Raw genomic sequence first — 21,720 nt, 5'->3', positions numbered from 1 at the left:
TATTACCGAGGGTACTATGCTTGCATACACGGCCAAGCGCCTGTTGACGCTTATCCCAACGCTTCTGGCAGCGACGATTTTGGTGTTTCTGTTTGTTCACTTAATTCCTGGCGATCCGGCTGCTATTCTTCTGGGAGATACAGCAACGCCTGAAGAAGTGGCGCAGCTCTCCGCAGAGTTGGGATTTGATCGCCCTTTGTGGATCCAATATTTCTTGTGGCTCGGAAACGTGCTTCAGGGCGATCTCGGGACATCGATCTTTTTCCGCGAGCCGGTCACGGCAGTCATCGGAAGCGGCGCAGAAACGTCCATTTTGTTGGCATCGATGACGATGGTTTGGATCATCATCTTGGGCCTGCCTATCGGAGTTTTGTCCGCAACCAAGCACGGCACATGGATTGATCAGATCACGTCAAGCGGCGCAATGCTGGCAGCGTCCGTTCCGACGTTCTGGCTCGGCCTCTATCTGATCATGATATTTTCCGTGACGCTGGGATGGTTCCCAAGCTCTGGTTTCCCGTCGCTATCTGATGAAGGCGGCATAACAAACCTGCGCTACCTAATACTCCCTAGCCTTACATTGGCTGCGCCGAATGCTGCGCTCATTGTTCGGTTGGTACGCGCTTCGATGCTCGATGTCGCCCGCGAAGATCACGTGCGCACGGCCCGCGCCAAGGGCCTGCACCCCGCTCGCGTAGCCATTAAGCATGTCTTCAGAAATGCACTCATCGCCGTTGCCGCAGCTTTTGGGTTCACCTTTGCTGCGTTGATATCAGAAGCGGTTGTGACCGAGACGGTCTTCTCGCTACCGGGAATTGGGCGGCTTGTTGTTCAATCGATCCTTCGCAGAGATTATCCAGTCATTCAGGGCGTTATCCTTGTGATTGTTGTTCTCTACATGGTCATCAATTTGTTGGTGGACCTTGCCTATGCACGCCTAGACCCAAGGGTATCTCTGAAATGAATATCATCAATTTCCTGCGCAATGCTTTCGCTGGTCGCAAGCTGGCCACTGTTGGTTTCATATGGCTCTGCTTTATTTTGCTCGCCGCGATCTTTGCGCCTTTGATCGCTCCCTTTGACCCACTTGAGATCGACCCTGTTGGCCGACTGGCCGAGCCGGGCTTGCCAAATCTGTTTGGCACCGATCACTTTGGCCGCGATACCTTTTCACGGGCTATCTATGGCGCACGGATGACTGTGATAATCGGAGTTGGCAGTGTTGTCGTCGCGCTTGTGTGTGGTGGATTGATCGGCATGCTTTCTGCGTATTTCACACGACTTGGTCACTTCTTGATGCGCGGCGTTGATGTTCTTATGGCATTTCCTGCCTTGTTGATGGCGCTGGTTCTTATCACGCTGCTTGAGCGCAGCGTGTTCAACACGATCCTGGTTATCGGAATTGTATACGCGACCACAACGGCCCGTATTCTTTATGGCATGACGCTAAAACTTAAAGGCGAAGTCTTTGTGGATGCCGCCGTTTGTTCTGGCGCAGGACATTCCTCAATCTTGTTCCGTCACATCCTGCCAAATCTCGTTTCTCCGCTGCTCGTTCAGGCCAGCTTTATCTTTGCCTTCGCGCAGCTACAGGCAGCAGCGCTCGACTTTCTCGGGCTTGGATTGCCGCCGGAGGTGCCCAGCTGGGGCAACATGCTCTCCGAAGAGCGCATCTACGTAACGCGCGCGCCTTGGCTGCTGATCTATCCCGGTCTGCTGATTGTTTTGTCAGTGTTTTCAATGAACCTTGTGGGTGACGCTTTGCGCGACAGCATCGATCCCCGCTTCAAAGATGATATTGCAGGGGTTTAAGTCATGGCATTACTTGAGGTCGAGAACCTACACATTGCAGTCGGATCAGGTGGCAAGCTATTGCCAGTGGTTCAAGGCGTGTCCTTTTGTGTGGACGAGAATGAAACGCTCGGAATTGTTGGCGAAAGCGGTTGCGGCAAGAGCCTGACATCACTGGCGATTATGGGCCTATTGGGCGATTCAACAGTACGCATAACGGGCGGAAGTATCCGGTTTGACGGGATGGACCTGCTTACTCTTTCGGCTCCGGAGCGGCGCGCAATCATGGGAAATCGCATGGCGATGATTTTCCAAGAACCGATGACCAGCCTCAATCCGGTGTATCGCATTGGTGATCAAATCGCAGAGAGCATTCGACAGCATCAACAAATATCACGCTCCGCCGCGCGTGATCGTGCCGTGGAATTATTGACGCTTGTGCGTATTCCCAACCCATCCGAACGTGTCGACAGCTTTCCACATCAGATGTCTGGCGGGCAAAGGCAGCGGGTGATGATCGCAATGGCGTTGTCGTGCGACCCAAAGCTGTTGATAGCAGACGAACCTACAACCGCGCTTGACGTTACGGTGCAAAAAGAAGTGCTGGAACTGATGGCGGACCTACAAGATCGGATGGGAACGGCGATCGTTCTTATCAGCCATGATCTTGGTGTCATTGCCGAAACTTGTGACAAGGTCGCTGTGATGTATCGTGGAAAAATTGCCGAGGCAGCGGCAACCGCAGACCTATTCGCAGAGCTGGCCCATCCCTACACGCGCGGTTTGTTAAACTCGATTCCAGTTGTCGATCGGGACGTTGAATGGCTCGAAGCAATTCCGGGGCGCGTTCCAACATTGGAGGAAACGCTCACGGGATGTGCATTCCACCCCCGCTGCGCGCTTGCGACAGATTTCTGCGCAAGCAGAGCGCCCGAAACCTCGCAGTTCAAGCCCAACCACAGCGTTCAATGCCATTTTGCTGGAGGGAGTACGACATGAGCGATCCGTTGTTACGTCTTGTTGGCTTGCATACCCATTTCCAAACAAAGGGTTCCGGGTTGTTTGGAAAAAAGAAAGTAATCAAAGCCGTGAACGGCGTGTCATTCGACATTGCGCCCGGTGAAGTCCTGAGCCTTGTCGGCGAGTCTGGCTGCGGCAAATCAACTGTTGGGCGCACATTGACACATTTGGAAAAGGCGACGTCGGGCCAAGCCTTTTTTGAGGGCAATGATTTCTTGGCCCTCACTCCCAGTGAATTTCGCCCCCTGCGCCGCGACATCCAAATGATCTTTCAAGACCCGTTCGCATCGCTGAACCCGCGCCTTAAAATTGAACAGACTTTGGCCGAGCCACTCTTTATTCACGGTCTTTGCAAAACCTGGGACGAAGCACGAGTACAGATTGCAGCAACGCTTGAGCTAGTGGGATTGGACCCAAAAGTTATGGCGCGCCATCCGCATGAGTTCTCAGGTGGCCAACGCCAGCGCATCGGGATTGCGCGTGTTATGATATTGAAGCCAAAGCTCGTGATTGCGGATGAAGCTGTGTCGGCGCTCGATGTCTCGATTCAAGCGCAGGTCCTCAACCTGATCAAAAAGTTGCAACGCGACAGCGGTGTCTCAATGTTATTCATTAGCCACGATCTTGGAGTGGTCCGTCATATTAGCGACCGCGTTGCTGTGATGTTCGAAGGTCAAATCGTCGAAATCGGGGACAAGACACAGATTTTTGAAGCCCCACAGCACGAATACACACGCAAGTTACTGGGCTCGATCCCGCGAATTTCACTTGGAAGAGAGGTCGCCTAATGCCCAATCCAAAGCGCGTTTTCCTCGGCTCAATCGCAACGGAAACCAACACGTTCTCGCCACTGCGCACCGACTTGCAGGATTTTAAGGACAGTTTTTACGCCCCCCCTGGCCAGCATCCAAAGACGCCAACCTTGTGTAGCGCGATCTATCCTGTTGCCCGCGCGCGCGCCGCAGACCTTAACTGGCAGATCGTTGAGGGTACCGCCTCTTGGGCCGAGCCGGGCGGGATTGTGAACCAGCACACGTGGGAATTCCTTCGCGATCAACTTTTGGCAGAACTACGCGCCGCAATGCCGGTCGATATTGTTCTACTGGGTTTACACGGCGCAATGGTTTCCCAAGAGTGCCTCGATTGCGAGGGCGAGCTGTTAAAGTCCGTTCGCGAAATCGTCGGTGCTACGACAATCATTGGCGCAACGTTTGATCCCCACAGTCACTTGTCGCAGCTTCGAACAGATAGCGCGAACCTGATCACGGTTTTCAAAGAATTCCCGCATACGGATTTTGTTGAGGTCGCAGAAAACTTGGTGGAATTGGTGCATCGCACGACGCTTGGTGAAATCAGACCCGTAATTAGCACATTTGATTGCAAGATGATCGAAGTTCTCCCAACGAGCCGCGAACCTATGCGCAGTTTTGTCGACAAGATCAAAGCGCGTGAAGGGAGGGATTCAGTTCTCTCGGTTTCCGTCATTCACGGCTTTATGGCCGGAGACGTGCCAGACCTCGGCGCGCGCTTGATTGTGATAACTGACAACGACAAACAACACGGTGATCTGCTAGCTTCAGAACTGGGCCAAGAGCTGTTTGGCATGCGAGGCAAGACGCGTCCGGAGTTTTTGACGCCGAGCGCCGCGTTTGACAAAGCAGAAAAATCAGACGCAGTTCCTATCGTAATAGCGGATGTTTGGGACAATCCCGGCGGCGGCGTACCTGGGGATTCCACGACCGTGCTGCGCGAGATGCTGCGACGCAAAGTAAAGAATGCAGCATTAGCAACGATTTGGGACCCAATCGCAGTACGCACATGTTTTTCAGCTGGAGAAGGCGCGGTTTTCCGGTTGCGCTTTGGCGCAAAAATGTCTGCGTTCGCAGGCGAGCCGCTGGACGCAGACGTAACCGTGAAACGAGCCGTTCGCGACGCCGTTCAAAGCTTTGGGCAAAGCGTCGTCCCTTTAGGGGATGCGGTCTGGATCGAAATCGAAGGAATTGACGTTATCCTCAATTCGGTGCGCAGTCAGGTGTTTAATCCGGATGTCTTTTCGAACTTGGGCATTGATCCTACGCATAAGAAAATCTTGGTCGTGAAATCCACAAACCACTTTCATGATGCATTTTCGCGTATATCAAACGAAATTCTTTATGCAGCCGTCGATGGACCTTATCCCAACCGTCCAGAAACCAATGTATATCGCAATCTAACGCGGGAAATTTGGCCTAGAGTGGAGACCCCTCATGGCGACTGATATTAACTCGATCCACACACCGGCCTTTGTCGTGAACGAGGCTGTTGCCCTCCAAAACATCGCGGCCTTTCAAGCGCATTGTGACCAGGTCGGTCTTGCACTGCGCCCCCATATCAAGACGCACAAATCCGTCCATTTCGCAAAGGCCCAACTTGCCGCTGGTGCAAATGGCATCACTTGTCAGAAAATCAGCGAGGCCGAAGCAATGGCCGTTGATGGGATCGATGACATTCTTATCACCTACAACATTCTCGGGGACGCAAAGCTGCGACGGCTACGCGCTTTGTCGGAGCGTCTAACGGCGCTTGCGGTCGTTGCTGACAATATGGTCGTCATTAATGGGCTCTCCCGTACATTTAGCGGGGCATCCGAGCCGCTCAAGGTTTTGGTTGAATGTGACACAGGTGCAGGGCGATGCGGCGTTCAATCGCCAGAGGCGGCAGTGGCGCTCGCGGAAAAGATCGCTGTATTGCCTGGGCTGCAATTTGGCGGGTTGATGACCTACCCCGCAGTAGGCGGGGCAAAAAACGCTGCAGAATTTTTGCGCGAAACCAAAAAACTACTCGATGAGTGCGGCCTTGCCTGCCCTGTCATATCCTCTGGCGGGTCGCCTGATATGTGGTCAGCCACAACCGATGGCATCATAAGCGAATACCGGATCGGGACATATATCTACAATGATCGCTCACTGGTTAGGGCCGGTGCCTGCACGTGGGATGAGTGCGCGGGCCATGTCGTTGCTACAGTCGTCAGCACCCCTACCCCTGAACGTGCAATAATTGATGCCGGTTCGAAGGTTTTGACCTCGGATCTATTGGGCTTCACCGATCATGGCCACGTCGTTGGCCACCCTGAAATCCGCGTCGTGGGTCTGAGCGAAGAACACGGAACGCTTTCCGTTGATCCTCAAAATCCGTTGGCGATTGGGCAGCGGATCAGAATTGTCCCTAACCACGTGTGTGTGGTTTCGAATATGTTCGACGAGATCTGGATCGAAGGGAGTGATGGAAATCTCGCGCAATTGTCAATCGATGCGCGTGGACGTGTGATTTAGACGATAGAATTGTTGGGTTTATTGCCAATTGTGACCACTATAAAGTAAATTGACATCTTTAGGCCTACCTCATGGATAGACTGGTCGACTGTCTGGTTGCTAAGGTTATTACTCCTTCATGCGCCCTGCAGCATTGGGAACTATGTGCTCACTGCCGCCATTAGGTCAGGCACAGCATTCCTGAGTTCGATCGCATAATGAATGGCAACTTCTCCAAATGCGAGACGCCGATCTCTCACCTGCAGCGAAAGTCCGGTTTCCGCCCTTTCCACCTTACCGTTCCCAATCCATCCCCTTAATTCTCGGATCAATATCAAAACCATCGCGGCCAAATTCCACCCCTAGGCGAGGATAGTCTCTAATAGCCTGCGCCCCGGAAGAACTAATGCGGATACGCCAACTTTGCCGACTCACAGGGGCGGAATCCCGAAATGCGCCACAGGTCAGCACGGCCAGATTAGCACCCCCTGCGGGATCCCGAACGGATTGAAAACGAATGATTTCAACTCCAACTTCACGTGCTGTGTCAGCCAGATCCTGACAGGCCACGTAGTCTAATGGGTCTGTCCAGATCTCGCGATCATCGTCAAGCGCGCCAGCCGTCAAATCCAGCGCGGATGCTGTTCCCACACCCACTGAAAACGCCGTGTAATCAGCTGGGTGGTCCGGGAAAGGCGTGTCCGGACTTTCTGCGTAAAACAGATAACGATAGAACACCATTTCAGCCACCGCCGTTTCCGGCTGCTCGGCACCGTACCAAACGCCAGACGTCAGGCCCGGCTTGCGAAAACGCGATCCATAGGGGTACGGGCGATACCTAAATGGCGTGCTAAGAAGGTAATCAAGGTGCTGGCAGTCCACAGGAACAGGCGGCTTGGTCTCCTCCAGAATTTCCTCAAGCAAGGTTTGTTCTTCCAGGTTATCGACGAGACTAAGGGTGGAAACCACGTGCTGTGCTTCAACTAATCGCCATGCAGGTGCTTGTAAGTGGCTTAGCTCAGATCGGAGCGCGTCTTGCGTCCAAGTATGTGACGACATCTGCAAGTCCCTGTACTGAAATCATTCTATCTATTGGACGCCCATTCAAGGCGGTATTCTGTGATGTCATCCACAGCTTAGTGGCGCTCTCGTCTCCACCCACGATCGTATCAAGGGATCGGAACACACGCACTAGCAAAGCGGACAGCTCAAAGGGCTTACTGGCCTCTGATAAAGCGGCCCCACCATTCTTCATGCGTGAAATTTGTGCTGCAGACAGGCCGATCACGTCAGACAACTGCTTTCCCGACATCCCAAGTCGGTCAGCCGCGCGCATCATTGCCTTGGTCAGTACAACGCCTCGGGTCAGCGCAACTTCATTTGATTGTAGGTTTTTCATCATTCTCTCCACTTCCTAATGGAACAATATAGGGGAATTATTCCATATGAAAGAAATTTTCGTAAACTAGTCGTGTGATGCGGGTACAGGATGCTGTGACGTTTCGTGGCATCCAAGGGCGGCAACCCTGAAAAGGTGGATATCTGCCGCTGTAAAAGGCCGCTTTTGCCGTTGTGAGAGGATGCCTTCGTAGGTGCGGCGAAAGTCCGGTTCCCGCCCCTCATCCCCGAGCGGCCTCTTCCATGAACTTCTCCACCCTTTCAGTTCCGGCTTGATAATCACCCAAACTGGCCTTGTCGCCCGATTGTGAATTTTGACTTTCAGACGTCAAATCTTCAATCTCGTCGCGCCGTTTCCCGCCACCGGCAGCCTCCCTTGGCACTTCTAGCGCCCCGATTTTCGCTTCCAGTGCTTTAATCTGCCCCTGAAGCCCACGCATTTGATCTCCAGCCGAGGGGTATGGCAGGTCGCCGGTCTGTTGGTCGAAGATCTGCTTAAAGAACCGGTCATCGTAGTATTTGATCCGTTTAGCACGCACCGGCATTTGGGCGTCGACAACCAAAATGATGTCATCCAGATCCATCCGGCGCGCCTCATCTTCAGGTAACAATGCCGTTTCCTCGGTCCGTTCGGACATGCTGCGACCAGCAAAGGGGTTCCGGCCCACCGACCGTGAGCGGGTCACGACGCGCTTGGTCGTTTTGCCGACGGCCTTGCTAAGCTCCTCAATGGTCTTCTCATCCGAAGGTGTCAGATAAAGTTTGATACCGGCGTTCCCTTGCAGAGCGCGGCGGGCGTTTTCACCGTAGATTTCATCGAGCGCGGGAATGGTCTGAGTGACGATGGCGAGATTTGCGCGGTAGGAGCGCAGGGTTTCAATACTGTCGAGGACGATCGGCATTTTGCCCAGACGGTTGAACTCGTCGAGCATGACCATCACTGGCCAGGGCTCGTCCTTGCCCGGCTCATGGTCCTGCAATGACGCCAACAAGTCTGAGAAGAACAGACGGATCAGCGGCGCAAGCGGTTTCACCATCAGCGGCTCAACCACCAGATAGACTGAAAACGGTGTCTTGCGGATGTCTCTGAAGTCAAAATCCGAGCTTTGGGTCACGCGATCGATAGCTGGGTTTGACCATTGCTTGAGGCCTGACGTCATCAGCAGCGACAAATAGGAGGTCAGTGTATCGTTGTTGGTCGATGCCATGCGCATGAAGATCAGCTTGGCGGCTGGACTAGCCACCTCGTCTGCGCGACGCCTGTATTCTTTTTGTTTATCACCGCCTGAAGCTGTGATGCGGTAGATCTCACCCAAGGTCGGTCGTTTGCGCTCAAAAGCCAACAGGCCTGCCGCCACAAAGAGATCAATCCCGCCGTCGAGCAGACCTTGCACGCGGTCGCTGTCCGCTTGCAAAAAGAGTGACGCTAAGAGCTGCAATTCCATTTGCTGTCGATCGACATTCTCGAGCGCCGCGATGCGCAGCAAAGGGTTGTAGCGATGAGATCGACCATCTTTCCAGTCCGTCGGCGCGAACCGAAACACCTTGTCGCCCTGCGAAGCTCTGTGGCGTGCCGTCGCCTCGAAGTTTTCGCCTTTCACGTCGAGCACCACAGCGCTGCCCTGATAAGTCAGAAGGTTCGGGATGACGAAACCCGTCGTCTTACCGCGCCCGGTCGGGGCCACGATCAAGGCATGCGGAAAGACCTTAGACATGACGAACGGTTTACGACTCTTGGGTTTACCCATTTTGCCGAGGATGAAGCCGTGACCGGTCTTGCCGAAAAAGCCGTTTCGCTTCATCTCGGACATGTGCTGCCAGTGGGTCTCGCCGAACTTGGTCAGCGCGTCGTTCATCAATACAGCGGTGAGAAGAACACCGCCACCGGTGCTGATCCCAACGATCAGGTGGACGATCTGAATATCGTCTGGCTGGGTTGTTCGTAAAGCCGCATAGCCGCGTGCCAACATCAAAAAATCGATATCTGCGCCAACCCCGAACCAGTGAAACGTCAGATAGGCGGAGGCCAGGACATAGCCCAAAGCAGCGCCGAGCAAAGCAAAGCTGAAGACGCCAAGTGCGATCCGGGTCTTACCCATGTGTCACGCCTTTCTCGCCGTCCGCATCAACATGCCGCACGCGTTGAACGTCGATCTCTTCATTGGCGATTTCATCAAGAACATGCTCCATCGCTTCACTGTTCGCCAAGGCGGCATCGCTCTGAAGGTAGGCCTTGGCCGCATAGAGCCGGTCCAAACGGTCTTCGATATGCTCGTCCAGCGGACCCTCGTCGCCTGCCGCGAGATCAGGGACATTTTCTTTGCTGACCAGTTCTTCCAACTCGGCGCGTAACGTTTCGCGCTCCAGATCATTTCGGAAAGGATCCGTGGTCGGATCTTCCCTCAACCGGTCGAGAATTTCAGAAGTGATGGGCGGCAGTCGATCGCTGATGATTTCCCGGTCAGCGGGCTCCACGTCCTGTGCCACCCCACTGTCTTTGAGGACATCTGCCTCCACCAACACCCGCCCCAGATCGCTGTGGATCTGGTCAAGGCGATCGATGCCCTTTTCGAGCTCATCGGCGCGCGACAGGTTAAAGCCCTCGCTGCCTGCGATTGCCTTCAGATCCTGCCCAAGCCACTGCCGCTCCAGAGCAGCGTTTCCCGCGCCGATTTCAATGCGACGGGTCACCTCTTGCGCACTGATGCCAGTGCCTTTCAAAGCGACTTCGACACGCTCAGCCAGACCTGGATCCCGCAATGTGTCTCCGACCTCGGTCTGAATGTTGGCGGCCGAGTAAATCCCGCTCTTAGAGGCATCCTCCAGCAGTGTTTGGGACTGCGTGCCAATCGGGCTCAGATGCGACAACGAGCGATAGATGTCGTTCAGCTCGTGTTCGAGCTCGGCCCGGCGCTCGATTGGAGCCTCGGCGACAACACGCTCGGCCTGGCCAATCTTGTCATGGAATGCGTCCACGACCTCATCAAACGAATGTTGTTCTTCAGCCATTCCATATACCTTTCCATCTGCTTCAATTGGTTTTCCCTGCGCCAAAAGCGTCGCGGCCTTGTCCAGGGCTGCCGCAATATCAAGTTGGTTCTCGCGCGTGGCTTCGGCTGCCAGGCCGAGATACAGCCGCGCGTTCTGCGCGACTTCGGCCAAGGCGCGGTCGAGTTCTGGTCCCACGCGCTCCCGTTCACTCAGCGCCCGTCCGGTTGCTTTCGCGCCGCGATGTTCCGCATCGTTTGGGCTTGTCGTCGTGATCCCACGCTCGACCTTTCGGGTCGCCTCAAGCCGCAGCCCGTAGCGGTCAGACACCTCGACCATCGCCTCGCGGAAACTGTCATAATTGAAGTGGTGCCCCTCTTTAAGAAAGAAGAACTCGCCGTCCTTGCTGCGCCGGTTCAAAACGATATGCGCATGCGGATGATCGCGGTCTTCGTGCACGGCCGCGATGTAGTCAAAATGGCTGCCTTCGCCCTGAAAGAACCGCTCGCAAATCTCGCGCGTGATCTCGGCCACGTCCGCGCCGCGCGTGCCAATCGGGAAAGCCATTAAGAGGTGCGAGGTATGCCCCAGCTTTGGATGAAACCCCTCGTTCCACTGCGCTGAAAACCGACGTGTAACCTGCTCGATTTCTTTGGCTGACAGCACGCTTTGGCCGTCATAGGTGCCACGGCTGTCGATGATAAAACTCGACTTCGTGGCGAGATATTCCAGCTGGTTGCGCAGCTGCGCTTTGCTGTGCGTGCCGCCGTCGCGGATGCCTTTGAAGATTGCGGGCGAATGCCCCATGGCAGCGCGCGCCATCTGCTTTTGACGCTGACGCGGCGCGCTTCCGCGTATGCGACTCCAGTCGCGGTCGAAGAAGGCATCTTGGGCTGCGACAACGGCACTATTCCGGGCCATCGGCAAAGCCTCCCAGAACGCGGGCAACCTCGCCGGATAAAGCACTGCGGCGACGCTGCGCCATGTCCTGAACCTGGTCTGCTATATTGAAGATCAATCCCGCCAAGGCACGAACTTGGCCATGGGCAGAATTACCATAGGGTGGCGTCTTGCCCTGGCGCTTCGCCTCGTTCAAGCGCTGTGCAATCTGGTTGATATTGTTGCCAGAGCGATTGAGCGCGGCCGACAATCCCTGCATCTGTTCAGCCAACTCGTCATCGGGAACAAACAGGTCATTCGATGCATAGATGAGCCTTCGCAGCCCCTCTGCGCGGCTGCCGATGTCATGCCGCGTCAGCACAGCATCAAAGCCCAAGAGCTCTTTCGGGGTGAGCCGGACATTCACCAGTTCGGACCGCACGCGCCCGTCCAGTTTGCGGCTTTGGTCGGCTTTCAACGTGTAGAAAATGCTGCGGGTCGTGACGCCAAAATCACGGGCTAGATCCTCGATCGGGATGCCATCGGCACGCTTGCGCACGATAGCAAAACGCTGGCTTTGCGTCAGTCGTTTGTGCCGTGGTTCGCGCGGTCCGACCATGTGAAGTAATCACCCCTATTTCTTGCCAGTTTCATACAGACAACCCTGTTATGGCACTTCGCCATAATTGAATCAATATTATAATATTGATGAAAGCTGTCTGTATTCCATTTGGAGCAGCCGGAAGCTGCGACGGCCGGGCAAAGCGCGGCCTCATACGCAAGGCATGCCACCACTCAATCGTGGTGCCATGCCTCAGCATCGCCCAGCAATTGCAATGCAGTTGCGTGGGCCGCGCCTTTGGCGCTTTCAAAAGTTGGATGGTCTGGCAGTTCATGCAGATCAAAAGGCTGTTGCGGATCGCCCGGAGTCTCGACCCTGACATAGATCGCCCAGCCATCGATTGCAGCCGGATCATCACTATATTCCTGCCCGCCATCGGGCAGATTGCAGAACCCATGCAGATGCACGCTGGCGCGGCCCTCTCGGGCCGCTTGTATGATTTCAGAATACTCCATTGCAAAACCTCCGCGTAGTCTGTGATGAAAAACTCTTCCGGCCGCCCGTTCAAGCGCGTGCCGTCACGGTTTGTCAGACCGATTGATGAGCCGTTCCGTGTGAAGGTGATGAGGTACTGCCCGAGGCAATCACGCGTTACGACATACCCGTTGTTCATCCAGTGAACGCGGTTGCCCGCGTCCACCGCCGATCTGATTTCCGCCAAAGTCATCGCAACACCTCCTCGAGGATTGCGAGGGCTCCTAGACAATCGTCAATGTAGGGCTGTTCTTCGCCTTCCAGATCGTTGAACTCCAGTCGGTTCAACACCTTGTAGAGCGTGGCGCGCGCCTCCCGAGCGGCGCTCCGAAGGCTCACGATATCCTCCAGACGCGCTGTCGAAAAATCATCGCTGTGATAGTCTTGGATCATTGGATTTCTCCCGCCTTGCGGTTCCAACGCGGTGCTACATCTTTCAGCGGCACAATGAACGGCGGCAATGCGTCAAAGCCATTCCAGCTCTTCACCACTTTCACCTTGGCGCAATCGTCTTCGACGCTGAGGATCTCGACACTAAACACGCCCCCCAAACCGGATGGGACAACGATTTCCTTGAGCTCATGCCGATGCCTCCCGCAATACACGCAGGCGCTATAGAGCCCGTCGATGATGTGACCGCCGGTCGTGCGATCGCAGTCGCAGGTCCAAAATTTCGGGTGCTGATATTTGTGAGCCATTTTTGGCCTCCTTTCGGGTGCTGCGGTTGGGGCTTGGCTTCTCTTCCGCCGATGGGCTACGCACCGGCCAATCTGATCTGACCGAATACGCATGTATTCGGCGGAACAGAGTGGGTGGGGGCACAGCCCGACCCACGGCCCTGGAGCAGCCAGTCAATGGGTCGAAGCCAGCAAGTGGAGCGGCCCGCAGCGCCTACCGCGCGAGGACACGGTTGCTGACAAAGACGACGCGCCCGCGCGGCGCTTGCCCATTGACGGGACGCGACAGGGATGTTGGGCGGACCAATTAAAAGAAAAAGAGCCTGAAGGAGGTGAGCGGGCTGAAAGCCAGTCGATCCTCCGCACAGTCCGTTTGTCAGAGCGGCCCGTGCGCAGCAGCACGGGCCACAATTTCTCGTCTCGCGTTAAAGGGCCTGCGCCCCACCACCTCAGGCGGGGCGCAGGAGCTCAAAGCTCAATACCGGGTTTTAGGTTGCCGTACGGATCGAGCCACTTGCGGGCCTCGGCACAATCCAAGCAAATACAGGTGCCACTACCTTTCATGATAACCGGCGCGAGAAAGATCACCGGATTCGACGCGCCGCATTTGCGGCACGTCATCAGGAACAGGATTGCTGGGCTGCTCATGCTGCGGCCGCTTTCGATTGACCTGCGGCTGCTAGCACAAAATCGGCTGCCTTCTGCGCCTCGGACGCCGCGCGAAAAATCGTCCGATTGTCGTCCTTGAGAGCATTTAACCAGCCCTCGACATAGGCTGCGCTTTGGCCAAACTCCGGCGCAACGCCGATCTGTGCCCCCAGAAAACAGGCTCCGATCTCGGCTACCAGTTCTTCGAAAGCGTAGGCATCTCGGTTCGCAAATTTCTTGATCCTCTCCAGACGTTTTTCGCTGCCGGTCCAATGGATCACCTCATGGGCCAACGTCCCATAATAGCCTACCGCATCGTGAAACGTGCCAATCGGCGGCATGTGGATGTGATCCTTTGCGGGGCTGTAATAGGCACGCGGGTCGTCACTGGTGAGGATCTCCGCCCCTGTCCGACTGAAAAACGCCTCAAGCTCAGGATCTTTCGCCGTGCCAAGGTCGCGCGGGGCCTCGGGCCGGATGTAGTAGTCCTCGGGCAAGCCTTCGATCTGGTCCGCATTGAATACGCGATAGGCGCGAGCATAGGGTAGTTCCTCCTCAACGCCCAAATCGTTCTCTCGAGTGAATGTGCCGTATTTGACAACGGTCGAGGATGTCTGTCCCTTGAGAACCTGACCACCCAATTCCTGCGCCTGTTTATAGGTCATCCAGCGGCTGGACACGTACCCGTTCTTTGCCGCCATGATCCAGAGCATCAGAATATTGATCCCGCGATACTCTTCGCCATTGTGACGGGTTGGCAAAGCAATGCCGGACGCGCTACCAGTCCACGGCTCACGCCATGGCGGCGTGCCTGCTTCGATCTCTGCAATAATGGTGTCGGTGACATGGGCATAAACATCAAATTTCGGTGCCATTTGTGGCCTCCTGTTCAAAGTGACGCGGGCAAGGCTTGGTGCCTTCCTTCCGCAGATGGGCTGCGCCTCGGCCACCTGATCTGACCGAATACGCATGTATTCGGCGGAACAGAGTGGGAGAGGGCAAAGCCCGACCCATGGCCCTGAACGGGGCTGTCAATCGGCCACATTTGCGAAGAAAATGTCTGCGCCAAAAACCGACGCCAATTTGCCGCGCGAGGAATGGCTCGCTTGCGAGACAGGGGAAATTGGTGGCTGTTTTTGGGGATGGACTAAGGTTGACCGCCACGGTCAGGGATGTTGGGCGGACAAAGAATTTGATTAACGTCAGCGCTAAGGTGAGCAGACGAAGTGAGCTCACCTTAGTGCTGTCCATTGAATCAATCAGAGCCGCGCGCACGAAGCACAGCTAGGTTAGTTTGCCGGTAGAAAAAATGAAACCTGGCGTTAGAGACGAAGTATTTTTACAAGCAGCATGTCCACTAACCTACCGACAAACTTAGAAAGTTCGCTTGCAAAGGCAACATCACGCAGCTAGCGTTCCACCAGACTAAAAAATGTGCGCGCATACTTTTCATACGTATAGAATACTCGGAGGCCATCTTGAATAACGAAAAGTCGGAACTTCGATGGGGCGTCGAGCAAAGGCTTGAGTTTATTGAGTTTCGTCTATTCTGGGATGGTCATGTGAACCGAAGTGATTTGATGGAGCAGTTCGGGCTGTCGGTGAATCAGTCGTCATCCGACCTTAACCGCTATATCGGCTTCGCTCCGGGTAATATGGTCTATGACAAGAGCGCTCGTAGCTATGTGCGCGGCTCAGCGTTCAAACCTCAGTTTCTGGAACCAGATGCGAGCCGCTATCTGGCACAGTTGAGATCAGTGGCCGAGGAGATTCTTGATTGCGAAGATTCATGGATTGCGGATCTCCCTCCATTTGCTTCTGCGCCAACGCCCGTTCGCGGGGTAAACGCAGCGACGCTTCGGTCAGTGGTTGGCGCAATTCGGCGGTCTGAAGCTATCGAGTTGAAGTACCAATCTCTGTCCAGTCCAGAACCCAGCTGGCGTTGGATTGCGCCGCACGCTATCGCCTTTGATGGCTTTCGCTGGCACTCCAGAGCCTTCTGCCTGACTGATGAATGCTTCAAGGACTTTCTGCTTTCACGTGTTCTCGAGATTCGTGCTGTGCGTGAAAGCCAAGTGACGTCGACCGATGACGAAGACTGGAACTCTGAAGTCACTTTGGAAATTGTGCCCCACCCTGCACTTTCGGAAACGCAGGCAAAGGTCATCGCTCTTGACTACGGTATGCGCGGGGGCAAAGCGAAGATTAAAGTTCGGCGGGCGCTGCTATATTACGCGTTGAGACGGTTAGGACTTGATACAGACCCGGCAGCGCGTCGCCCGCAAGACCAGCAAATTGTCCTTTTGAACTCATCCGAGTTCGGGATTCCAAATACCGGTGCGTCGGGTTTAGGGATCGAGGGGGCCGGTGCATGATTGATTCACTTGAGCGCGTTGTCGAAGACCTTGTCGTGGTAAACAGCAAACTGCTGTTGTTGATCGGCGCACCAAACTCAGGAAAGAGCCGTTTGCTCCGGCAGTTTGCCAAACGCAGGGACCTGCAAATCTTGAACGTGGGCGCTGCTCTAGGGCGCGAATTGCTTACAATTCCAAGTCCGAGGAGGCACCTACAGGCGTCTGATCTGTTGAAGGGATTGGCGGGCGAGTTTACGTCCAACGGTCTCCTGCTGATGGATAACCTAGAGATTTTGTTCGACCAAGGACTGCAGCTTAGTCCCCTCGATTTGCTTAGACGGCACGCGCAGGCGCGACGCGTTATAGCTGCTTGGCCAGGGGCCCTCACGGAAAACAGATTGTCCTACGCGACGACAGGACACCCAGAATATCAGGACTATGGCTGTGATGGCTTGGTCCCGTTCAGAGTTAATTGAAAGGAAACCACGAGATGGCAATGCGCTACGGCGATCTCATTCAATTTGAGCCTATTGAGTCAGTTATTCAGCTTCTCGACGCCGATCGGCCCGATGAAGCCAAGAAGCTGGTATCGACCTATGTCATCTCTGATGACATGGCGGAGCGGATATCAAAGCTCATGATCCCCCAGCTTTCGTTCGATGAAGCCGTCGATCACAAGGGCGTTCTGGTGGTTGGTAACTATGGCACCGGTAAGTCGCACTTGATGTCGGTGCTATCTCTCGTCGCCGAAGACGAGTCATATGTTTCGATGATCCACCATCCGCAGGTTGCTGAGGCGGCAAAGGCAATTGCAGGCCGGTTCAAGGTGCACCGGATCGAGATTTCGAGCCAGATGTCGTTGCGGGATATCATCACCCAACAACTTGAGGTCTTCCTCGAGAAGCATGGCGTGAGTTATTCTTTCCCGCCGGCTGACAAGGTCGTCAATAACAAGGCTGCCTTCGAGGAAATGATGTCGGCCTTTGCGGAAGTTCATCCTGATCAGGGCGTGCTCTTGGTGGTCGACGAATTCCTTGAGTTCTTGCGCTCACGTAAGGATCACGAGCTGGTTCTCGATCTTTCATTCCTGAGAGAAATCGGAGAGGTGACCAAACATCTCCGGTTCCGGTTTGTCGCGGGCGTTCAGGAAGCAATTTTTGACAGCAGTCGCTTCCAGCATGTGGCAGACAGCCTGCGTCGCGTGAAAGACCGCTTCACGCAGGTTTTGCTCGCTCGACAAGACGTGAGCTTCGTTGTCGCTGAGCGCCTTCTGAAGAAGTCTTCTGATCAGCAAGACAAGATCCGTGCCTATCTTGGGCCATTTACAAAATTCTATGGCTCAATGAACGAGCGTATGGACGAATATGTGCGGCTGTTCCCGGTCCATCCTGACTACATAGGGACGTTCGAGCGTCTCGTCTTCACCGAAAAGCGCGGCGCGTTGGTCACGCTGCGTGATCAGATCCAAGCCATCCTTGGCGACGAAGTGCCGTTAGACCGCCCAGGGCTCATCGGTTTCGACAAGTTTTGGGATACTGTTGCTACGAATTCTGTCCTTCGTTCTGATCCGAACATCGGGCCGGTGCTCAAAGTATCCGAAGTATTGTCGGAGCGTGTGTCCAAAGCCTTCACGCGCCCGGCCTACAAGTCGATGGCGCTACGCATTATTGATGGCCTTTCTGTCCATCGACTGACAACGGGTGGCGACATCTATGTGCCCGTTGGCCCGACCGCTGCGGAACTGCGCGATACGTTGTGTCTGTTTCAGCCTGGCATTGAAGACATGGGCGGGGATCCATCTGATGACCTGCTGACAGCGGTCCAAACGACGCTGCGTGAAACTCTGAAGACTGTAAACGGCCAATTCATATCGAAAGCGCCGGACACGGAGCAATACTATCTCGATCTCAAGAAGGACGTGGATTACGACGCCCAAATTGAGAAGCGCGCAGAAGCATTGTCCGAAGATGCTCTCGATCGTGCCTACTATGGGGCAATTCGCCAACTCATGGAGCGGACCGACGATTCCAGCTACGTGACGGGGCACCAGATTTGGCAATACCAGATTGAGTGGCAGGAGCGCCGCGTTGAGCGCATCGGCTATCTGTTCTTTGGGGCTCCCAACGACAGACCGACCGCGCAGCCGGAGCGGGATTTCTATCTATACTTCATTCAGCCGTTCGATCCACCACGTTTCCGTGACGAACAGAAGGCCGACGAGGTGTTTTTCCGCCTGAAAGCCCCGGATGAAACTATCAAGCGATTACTCGGCTTCTACGCTGCGGCGCAGGAGCTCGCGTCTACCGCAAGTGGCGGTGCCAAAGGCGTGTATCTTGACCGCGTTCGCGACACGCTGCGCGAAATGAGCAAATGGCTGCAGGAAAAGCAGCTGGAAGCTTTCGAGGTCACCTTCCAAGGGAAATCCAAAACACTCAGGGACTGGACGAAGGGCATTTCTCTTCGGGACAAAGCTCGTTTGGGGCCTGATGAGCGCATCAACTTCCGTGATGTTGTCAACGTGATCGCGGGGATCGCATTGAGCAGCCGGTTCTCCGATGTATCACCAGAATACCCAACTTTCTCTGCGCTAGTTACTGAATCCAACAAAAAACAACTAATCGGAAACGCTCTTCGTGCTCTTAGCGGCAGCACCCGTACAAAGGACGCTGTGATCGTTCTGGATGGTCTGGAAATGCTCGACGGGGATCGTATCGATCCTGTCCAATCGCGATATGCGCAAGAAGTTCTGACCCGCCTAAAGGCCAAAGGGCACGGACAAGTGCTCAATCGCAGCGAGTTACTGGTTGGCAATGCGGACATCGAATATTTTAGCCCGGACAAGTATCGGCTCGAAACTGATCTTTTGGTCGCGGTACTCGGATCACTGGTCTATTCGGGCGACATCGTCTTGGCGATTACCGGCGACAAGATCGACTCCGGCAAAATCAGCCTGCTTGCTGACCGCTCACTTGAAGAGTTGAAACAGTTCAAACACGTTGAAGCTCCTAAGGAAATCAACGTGGCTGTGCTGCGCTCGTTGTTCGAAATGCTAGAGCTACCCCCGGGACTTGCACAGCAGGCAACTCAGGGATCTGATGAACCCGTTAAGGCACTTCAGGAGGAGGTGAACAAGCTCACAAAGCGTGTTCTTGCGGCATCCACTGATATGGCAAACAGGCTCAGCTTCTGGGGGCAACCTCTTCTGCGCGACGAGGAAATCCGCGACTGGCGCTCAAAGCTCGATGAACTCAAAGCATTCTCGGAAAGCCTGTCGCCCTACAACACTGTCGGCAAGCTGAAGAACCTGCGCATCGGGTCTGACGATATCGCAGCGCAAAAGAAGAATATTGAGGTTCTGAACTCTGTTGACGGGCTTAATGGCTTGATCGGTGAACTTGGGAATACGGCAAGTTACCTAGGCCAGGCCGAGTTGGTGCTTCCGCCGGACCATGCTTGGGTGAAGCAAGCCCAGGACACCCGCAAAAATGTCCTCGAGTCCCTGTCCACCGGCCGCACTAACCAGAATGGTTCTGAACATCGGCAGACCCTCAGCAAGCTCAAGAAGGACTACCTGACGGCTTACGTCAGCCTGCACAGCAAGGCACGTCTTGGGGTTTCTGAAGACAAGACCAAGAATGCACTGCGAAAGGACTCTCGCCTCGTTGCAATGCGGGCATTGGCGAATATCTCCTTGATGGCGACTAGCCAGCTTACAACGTTCGAAGAGAAGCTCGACAAGCTGAAAAGCTGCGCTTCGCTGATTGATTCAGAACTGTCGGTCAGCCCGGTCTGCCCGCACTGCAACTTCCGCCCGGCGAATGAGCAGGGCGACATGCTTCCCGCTGCCAATGTTCTCCAGCAACTGGATGACGAGCTCGATCAGCTGCTGGATGGCTGGGTACAAACGCTTCTCGACAACCTCGAGGATCCGATCATCCAGTCAAACTTCGAACTGCTAAAAGAGGGCTCACGCAAGATCGTTACAGGCTTTGTCGAGACGAAGTCCCTGCCCGAACCTGTCACTCCCGAGTTCATCAGTGCTGTGCAAGAGGCGCTGTCCGGGCTCGATAAAGTTGTCGTCTCGGGCGACGATATCCGCCAAGCCTTGCTTCAAGGTGGCTCGCCCGCGACACCAGAGGATTTGCGTAGGCGATTTGACGCCTTCATGAATGAACGCTGCAAGGGAAAGGACACCACCAAGCTACGCTTTGTGGTGGAGTGACGGCATGTCCAATCAGGCAGTAACTGACATCGACGTTCTTTCGCTTTCTGTCCGCGATCAAGAGTCTCGGCGACTCATCGAGGAGGCCATTACTGCGTACCGGGGGGGGGCCTTAAGGTCTGCAATAATGTCAGCATGGATCGCAGTAGTTCATGATGTTTTCTCGAAAGCCCGGGAGTTGGCCGCGCAAGGCGACGCCGCGTCCATAACATTTGTTTCAAAGATAGATAATGCCATTGAGCACAAGAACATTATTCAAATGCAAGCGCTTGAGCGCGAATTGCTGGATACAGCAAAAGACGAACTTCAACTGGTAACCCCACATGAGCACGAGACGCTTAAAAGGATTCAAGATGATCGGCACATGTGTGCCCATCCGGCTTTTATCACGGAAGATGAACTTTTTCAGCCATCCCCAGACCTAGTCAGATCGCATCTTGTACACGCCCTGCAGTGCCTACTCATTCATGCCCCTTTGCAAGGCAAGAGTGCTCTCAATCGGTTCAAAGCAGACGTGCTCAGCCCGTCTTTTCCATCGACCCAAGACGGCATCAGGACATTCGTTTTTGCCAAGTACCTGAACCGCTCCAAAGATGCTCTCGTGGCAAATCTGATCAAGGTCCTCTTGAAAGCGCCCTTTCTTGAAGGCGAAGATGAACTTCTAAGAAAGAAACGACAGTTAGCTTGGACGTTAAGCGAGGTCGCGGCACGGAAAACCCCCATCTTCGAAGAAATCGCCCGCCCATTTGTCGGCCAATTCTTTGACGGCGTGGCAGACGAAAGGTTGCTGAGCATCTGTACGTTCCTCGGGGCAGAACCACAGCTATGGGCGTGGCTCACCGAACCCGTCAAGCTTCGCTTAGTCCGCCTCATAGAACAATGCCCCATTGAGGATCTTAAAGAACACCTTGTTTTTGATGCGTTTGCGGTCCCCGACCTTGCCGATCCTCTGCTTGCAAAATTTACAAGTTATGGAATGGAAGAACGTATTCAGCTAATCTCGGACAACCCTGGCAAAGAGTTTGTCTCCTTTGGAATTGACATCTACTCCGCAGTTGGAAGCTATCGAGAAGCGGAGTTACTAGGACAGACCGTTGTTATCCCGCTGGCATCGCACTTTGGCGAGGAAGATATCCGCAGATTGCTGAACGCGATCCTGGGCAACAGCCAGATCTCATACGCATCTGGTACCTCTGATGTTCTTGTTGAAGTCTTCAAACTAACCGCATCAATATTTCCTATGTCCCGCGCACATTGGCAGCACTTTGTTGATGAGATGACGGCGCAGCATGGCGGCGAGCCAGACACGCCTTACTCCTATCCCAGCATTCGCGCTAAGCTCGACGCAGCGTAAAAG

The 21,720-nt window shown here is 54.6% G+C and carries 20 protein-coding genes; 10 read left to right on the top strand and 10 right to left on the bottom strand.

The annotated features are described in order from the left end of the window. Positions 1–16: 16 nt before the first annotated feature. From B9P63_RS08415 to B9P63_RS08390, 6 genes are read left to right on the top strand one after another with little or no spacing between them, the layout of a single operon-like run. Positions 17–964, top strand: coding sequence for an ABC transporter permease (locus B9P63_RS08415; RefSeq protein WP_085308107.1), 948 nt, complete (start codon positions 17–19; stop codon positions 962–964). Continuing rightward, positions 961–1,812 (top strand): ABC transporter permease, encoded by an 852-nt coding sequence (locus tag B9P63_RS08410; protein ID WP_085308106.1) that lies wholly within the window; start codon positions 961–963, stop codon positions 1,810–1,812. The genes B9P63_RS08415 and B9P63_RS08410 overlap by 4 nt, the downstream gene beginning before the upstream one ends. A gap of 3 nt (positions 1,813–1,815) precedes the next feature. Then, positions 1,816–2,790, top strand: a complete 975-nt coding sequence (locus tag B9P63_RS08405; protein ID WP_085308105.1) for an ABC transporter ATP-binding protein — start codon at positions 1,816–1,818, stop codon at positions 2,788–2,790. Further along, complete coding sequence (locus tag B9P63_RS08400; RefSeq protein ID WP_176219125.1) at positions 2,760–3,599, top strand: ABC transporter ATP-binding protein; 840 nt, start codon at positions 2,760–2,762, stop codon at positions 3,597–3,599. The genes B9P63_RS08405 and B9P63_RS08400 overlap by 31 nt, the downstream gene beginning before the upstream one ends. Beyond that, the gene (locus tag B9P63_RS08395; RefSeq protein ID WP_085308103.1) at positions 3,599–5,068 is read left to right on the top strand and encodes a M81 family metallopeptidase; all 1,470 of its coding nucleotides are present in this window, start codon (positions 3,599–3,601) and stop codon (positions 5,066–5,068) included. The genes B9P63_RS08400 and B9P63_RS08395 overlap by 1 nt, the downstream gene beginning before the upstream one ends. After that, positions 5,058–6,122 carry a D-TA family PLP-dependent enzyme gene (locus B9P63_RS08390; protein WP_085308102.1) on the top strand — a complete coding sequence of 355 codons (1,065 nt, stop codon included), beginning with the start codon at positions 5,058–5,060 and terminating at the stop codon, positions 6,120–6,122. The genes B9P63_RS08395 and B9P63_RS08390 overlap by 11 nt, the downstream gene beginning before the upstream one ends. 273 nt (positions 6,123–6,395) lie before the next feature. Here the strand turns inward: B9P63_RS08390 and B9P63_RS08385 are convergent, their stop codons facing one another. The 10 genes from B9P63_RS08385 to B9P63_RS08340 all read right to left on the bottom strand — a co-directional run bounded on the left by B9P63_RS08385 (position 6,396) and on the right by B9P63_RS08340 (position 14,662). Continuing rightward, positions 6,396–7,070 carry an RES family NAD+ phosphorylase gene (locus B9P63_RS08385; RefSeq protein ID WP_245830591.1) on the bottom strand — a complete coding sequence of 225 codons (675 nt, stop codon included), beginning with the start codon at positions 7,068–7,070 and terminating at the stop codon, positions 6,396–6,398. Between the two features lie 49 nt (positions 7,071–7,119). Beyond that, complete coding sequence (locus B9P63_RS08380; protein WP_085308100.1) at positions 7,120–7,503, bottom strand: MbcA/ParS/Xre antitoxin family protein; 384 nt, start codon at positions 7,501–7,503, stop codon at positions 7,120–7,122. A 217-nt stretch (positions 7,504–7,720) separates the two neighbouring features. Continuing rightward, a complete protein-coding gene (locus tag B9P63_RS08375) occupies positions 7,721–9,598 on the bottom strand; it encodes a type IV secretory system conjugative DNA transfer family protein (protein ID WP_085308099.1) in 1,878 nt (625 codons plus the stop codon). After that, positions 9,591–11,408 (bottom strand): relaxase/mobilization nuclease domain-containing protein, encoded by a 1,818-nt coding sequence (locus tag B9P63_RS08370; RefSeq protein ID WP_085308098.1) that lies wholly within the window; start codon positions 11,406–11,408, stop codon positions 9,591–9,593. The genes B9P63_RS08375 and B9P63_RS08370 overlap by 8 nt, the downstream gene beginning before the upstream one ends. After that, positions 11,395–11,985, bottom strand: a complete 591-nt coding sequence (locus tag B9P63_RS08365) for a hypothetical protein (protein WP_085308097.1) — start codon at positions 11,983–11,985, stop codon at positions 11,395–11,397. Before B9P63_RS08365 ends, B9P63_RS08370 begins: the two co-directional genes overlap by 14 nt. A gap of 176 nt (positions 11,986–12,161) precedes the next feature. Further along, a complete protein-coding gene (locus tag B9P63_RS19170) occupies positions 12,162–12,443 on the bottom strand; it encodes a hypothetical protein (protein ID WP_085308096.1) in 282 nt (93 codons plus the stop codon). A gap of 208 nt (positions 12,444–12,651) precedes the next feature. Then, positions 12,652–12,855 carry a hypothetical protein gene (locus B9P63_RS08355; protein WP_085308095.1) on the bottom strand — a complete coding sequence of 68 codons (204 nt, stop codon included), beginning with the start codon at positions 12,853–12,855 and terminating at the stop codon, positions 12,652–12,654. Beyond that, a complete protein-coding gene (locus B9P63_RS08350; RefSeq protein WP_085308094.1) occupies positions 12,852–13,160 on the bottom strand; it encodes a hypothetical protein in 309 nt (102 codons plus the stop codon). The genes B9P63_RS08355 and B9P63_RS08350 overlap by 4 nt, the downstream gene beginning before the upstream one ends. A 447-nt stretch (positions 13,161–13,607) precedes the next feature. Beyond that, positions 13,608–13,787, bottom strand: coding sequence for a hypothetical protein (locus B9P63_RS08345; RefSeq protein WP_085308093.1), 180 nt, complete (start codon positions 13,785–13,787; stop codon positions 13,608–13,610). Next, entirely contained in the window at positions 13,784–14,662 is an 879-nt protein-coding gene (locus tag B9P63_RS08340; protein ID WP_085308092.1) for an ArdC family protein, read from the bottom strand. Before B9P63_RS08340 ends, B9P63_RS08345 begins: the two co-directional genes overlap by 4 nt. Positions 14,663–15,265: 603 nt before the next feature. Here B9P63_RS08340 and B9P63_RS08335 point away from each other — a divergent pair. The 4 genes from B9P63_RS08335 to B9P63_RS08320 all read left to right on the top strand — a co-directional run bounded on the left by B9P63_RS08335 (position 15,266) and on the right by B9P63_RS08320 (position 21,717). Next, positions 15,266–16,162, top strand: a complete 897-nt coding sequence (locus B9P63_RS08335) for a BrxR family helix-turn-helix transcriptional regulator (RefSeq protein WP_085308091.1) — start codon at positions 15,266–15,268, stop codon at positions 16,160–16,162. After that, positions 16,159–16,617 (top strand): BREX-3 system P-loop-containing protein BrxF, encoded by a 459-nt coding sequence (gene brxF / locus B9P63_RS08330; RefSeq protein ID WP_085308090.1) that lies wholly within the window; start codon positions 16,159–16,161, stop codon positions 16,615–16,617. Before B9P63_RS08335 ends, brxF begins: the two co-directional genes overlap by 4 nt. A gap of 14 nt (positions 16,618–16,631) precedes the next feature. Then, positions 16,632–20,363, top strand: a complete 3,732-nt coding sequence (locus tag B9P63_RS08325) for a DUF6079 family protein (protein ID WP_217806501.1) — start codon at positions 16,632–16,634, stop codon at positions 20,361–20,363. A 127-nt stretch (positions 20,364–20,490) separates the two neighbouring features. Continuing rightward, entirely contained in the window at positions 20,491–21,717 is a 1,227-nt protein-coding gene (locus tag B9P63_RS08320; RefSeq protein ID WP_139816226.1) for a hypothetical protein, read from the top strand. Positions 21,718–21,720: the final 3 nt, after the last annotated feature.

It is taken from the genome of Planktotalea arctica (assembly GCF_002105285.1).
GTDB lineage: Bacteria > Pseudomonadota > Alphaproteobacteria > Rhodobacterales > Rhodobacteraceae > Planktotalea > Planktotalea arctica.
Note: the sequence above shows the minus strand (reverse complement) of the source record. Positions and strands in the feature narration are given on the sequence as shown.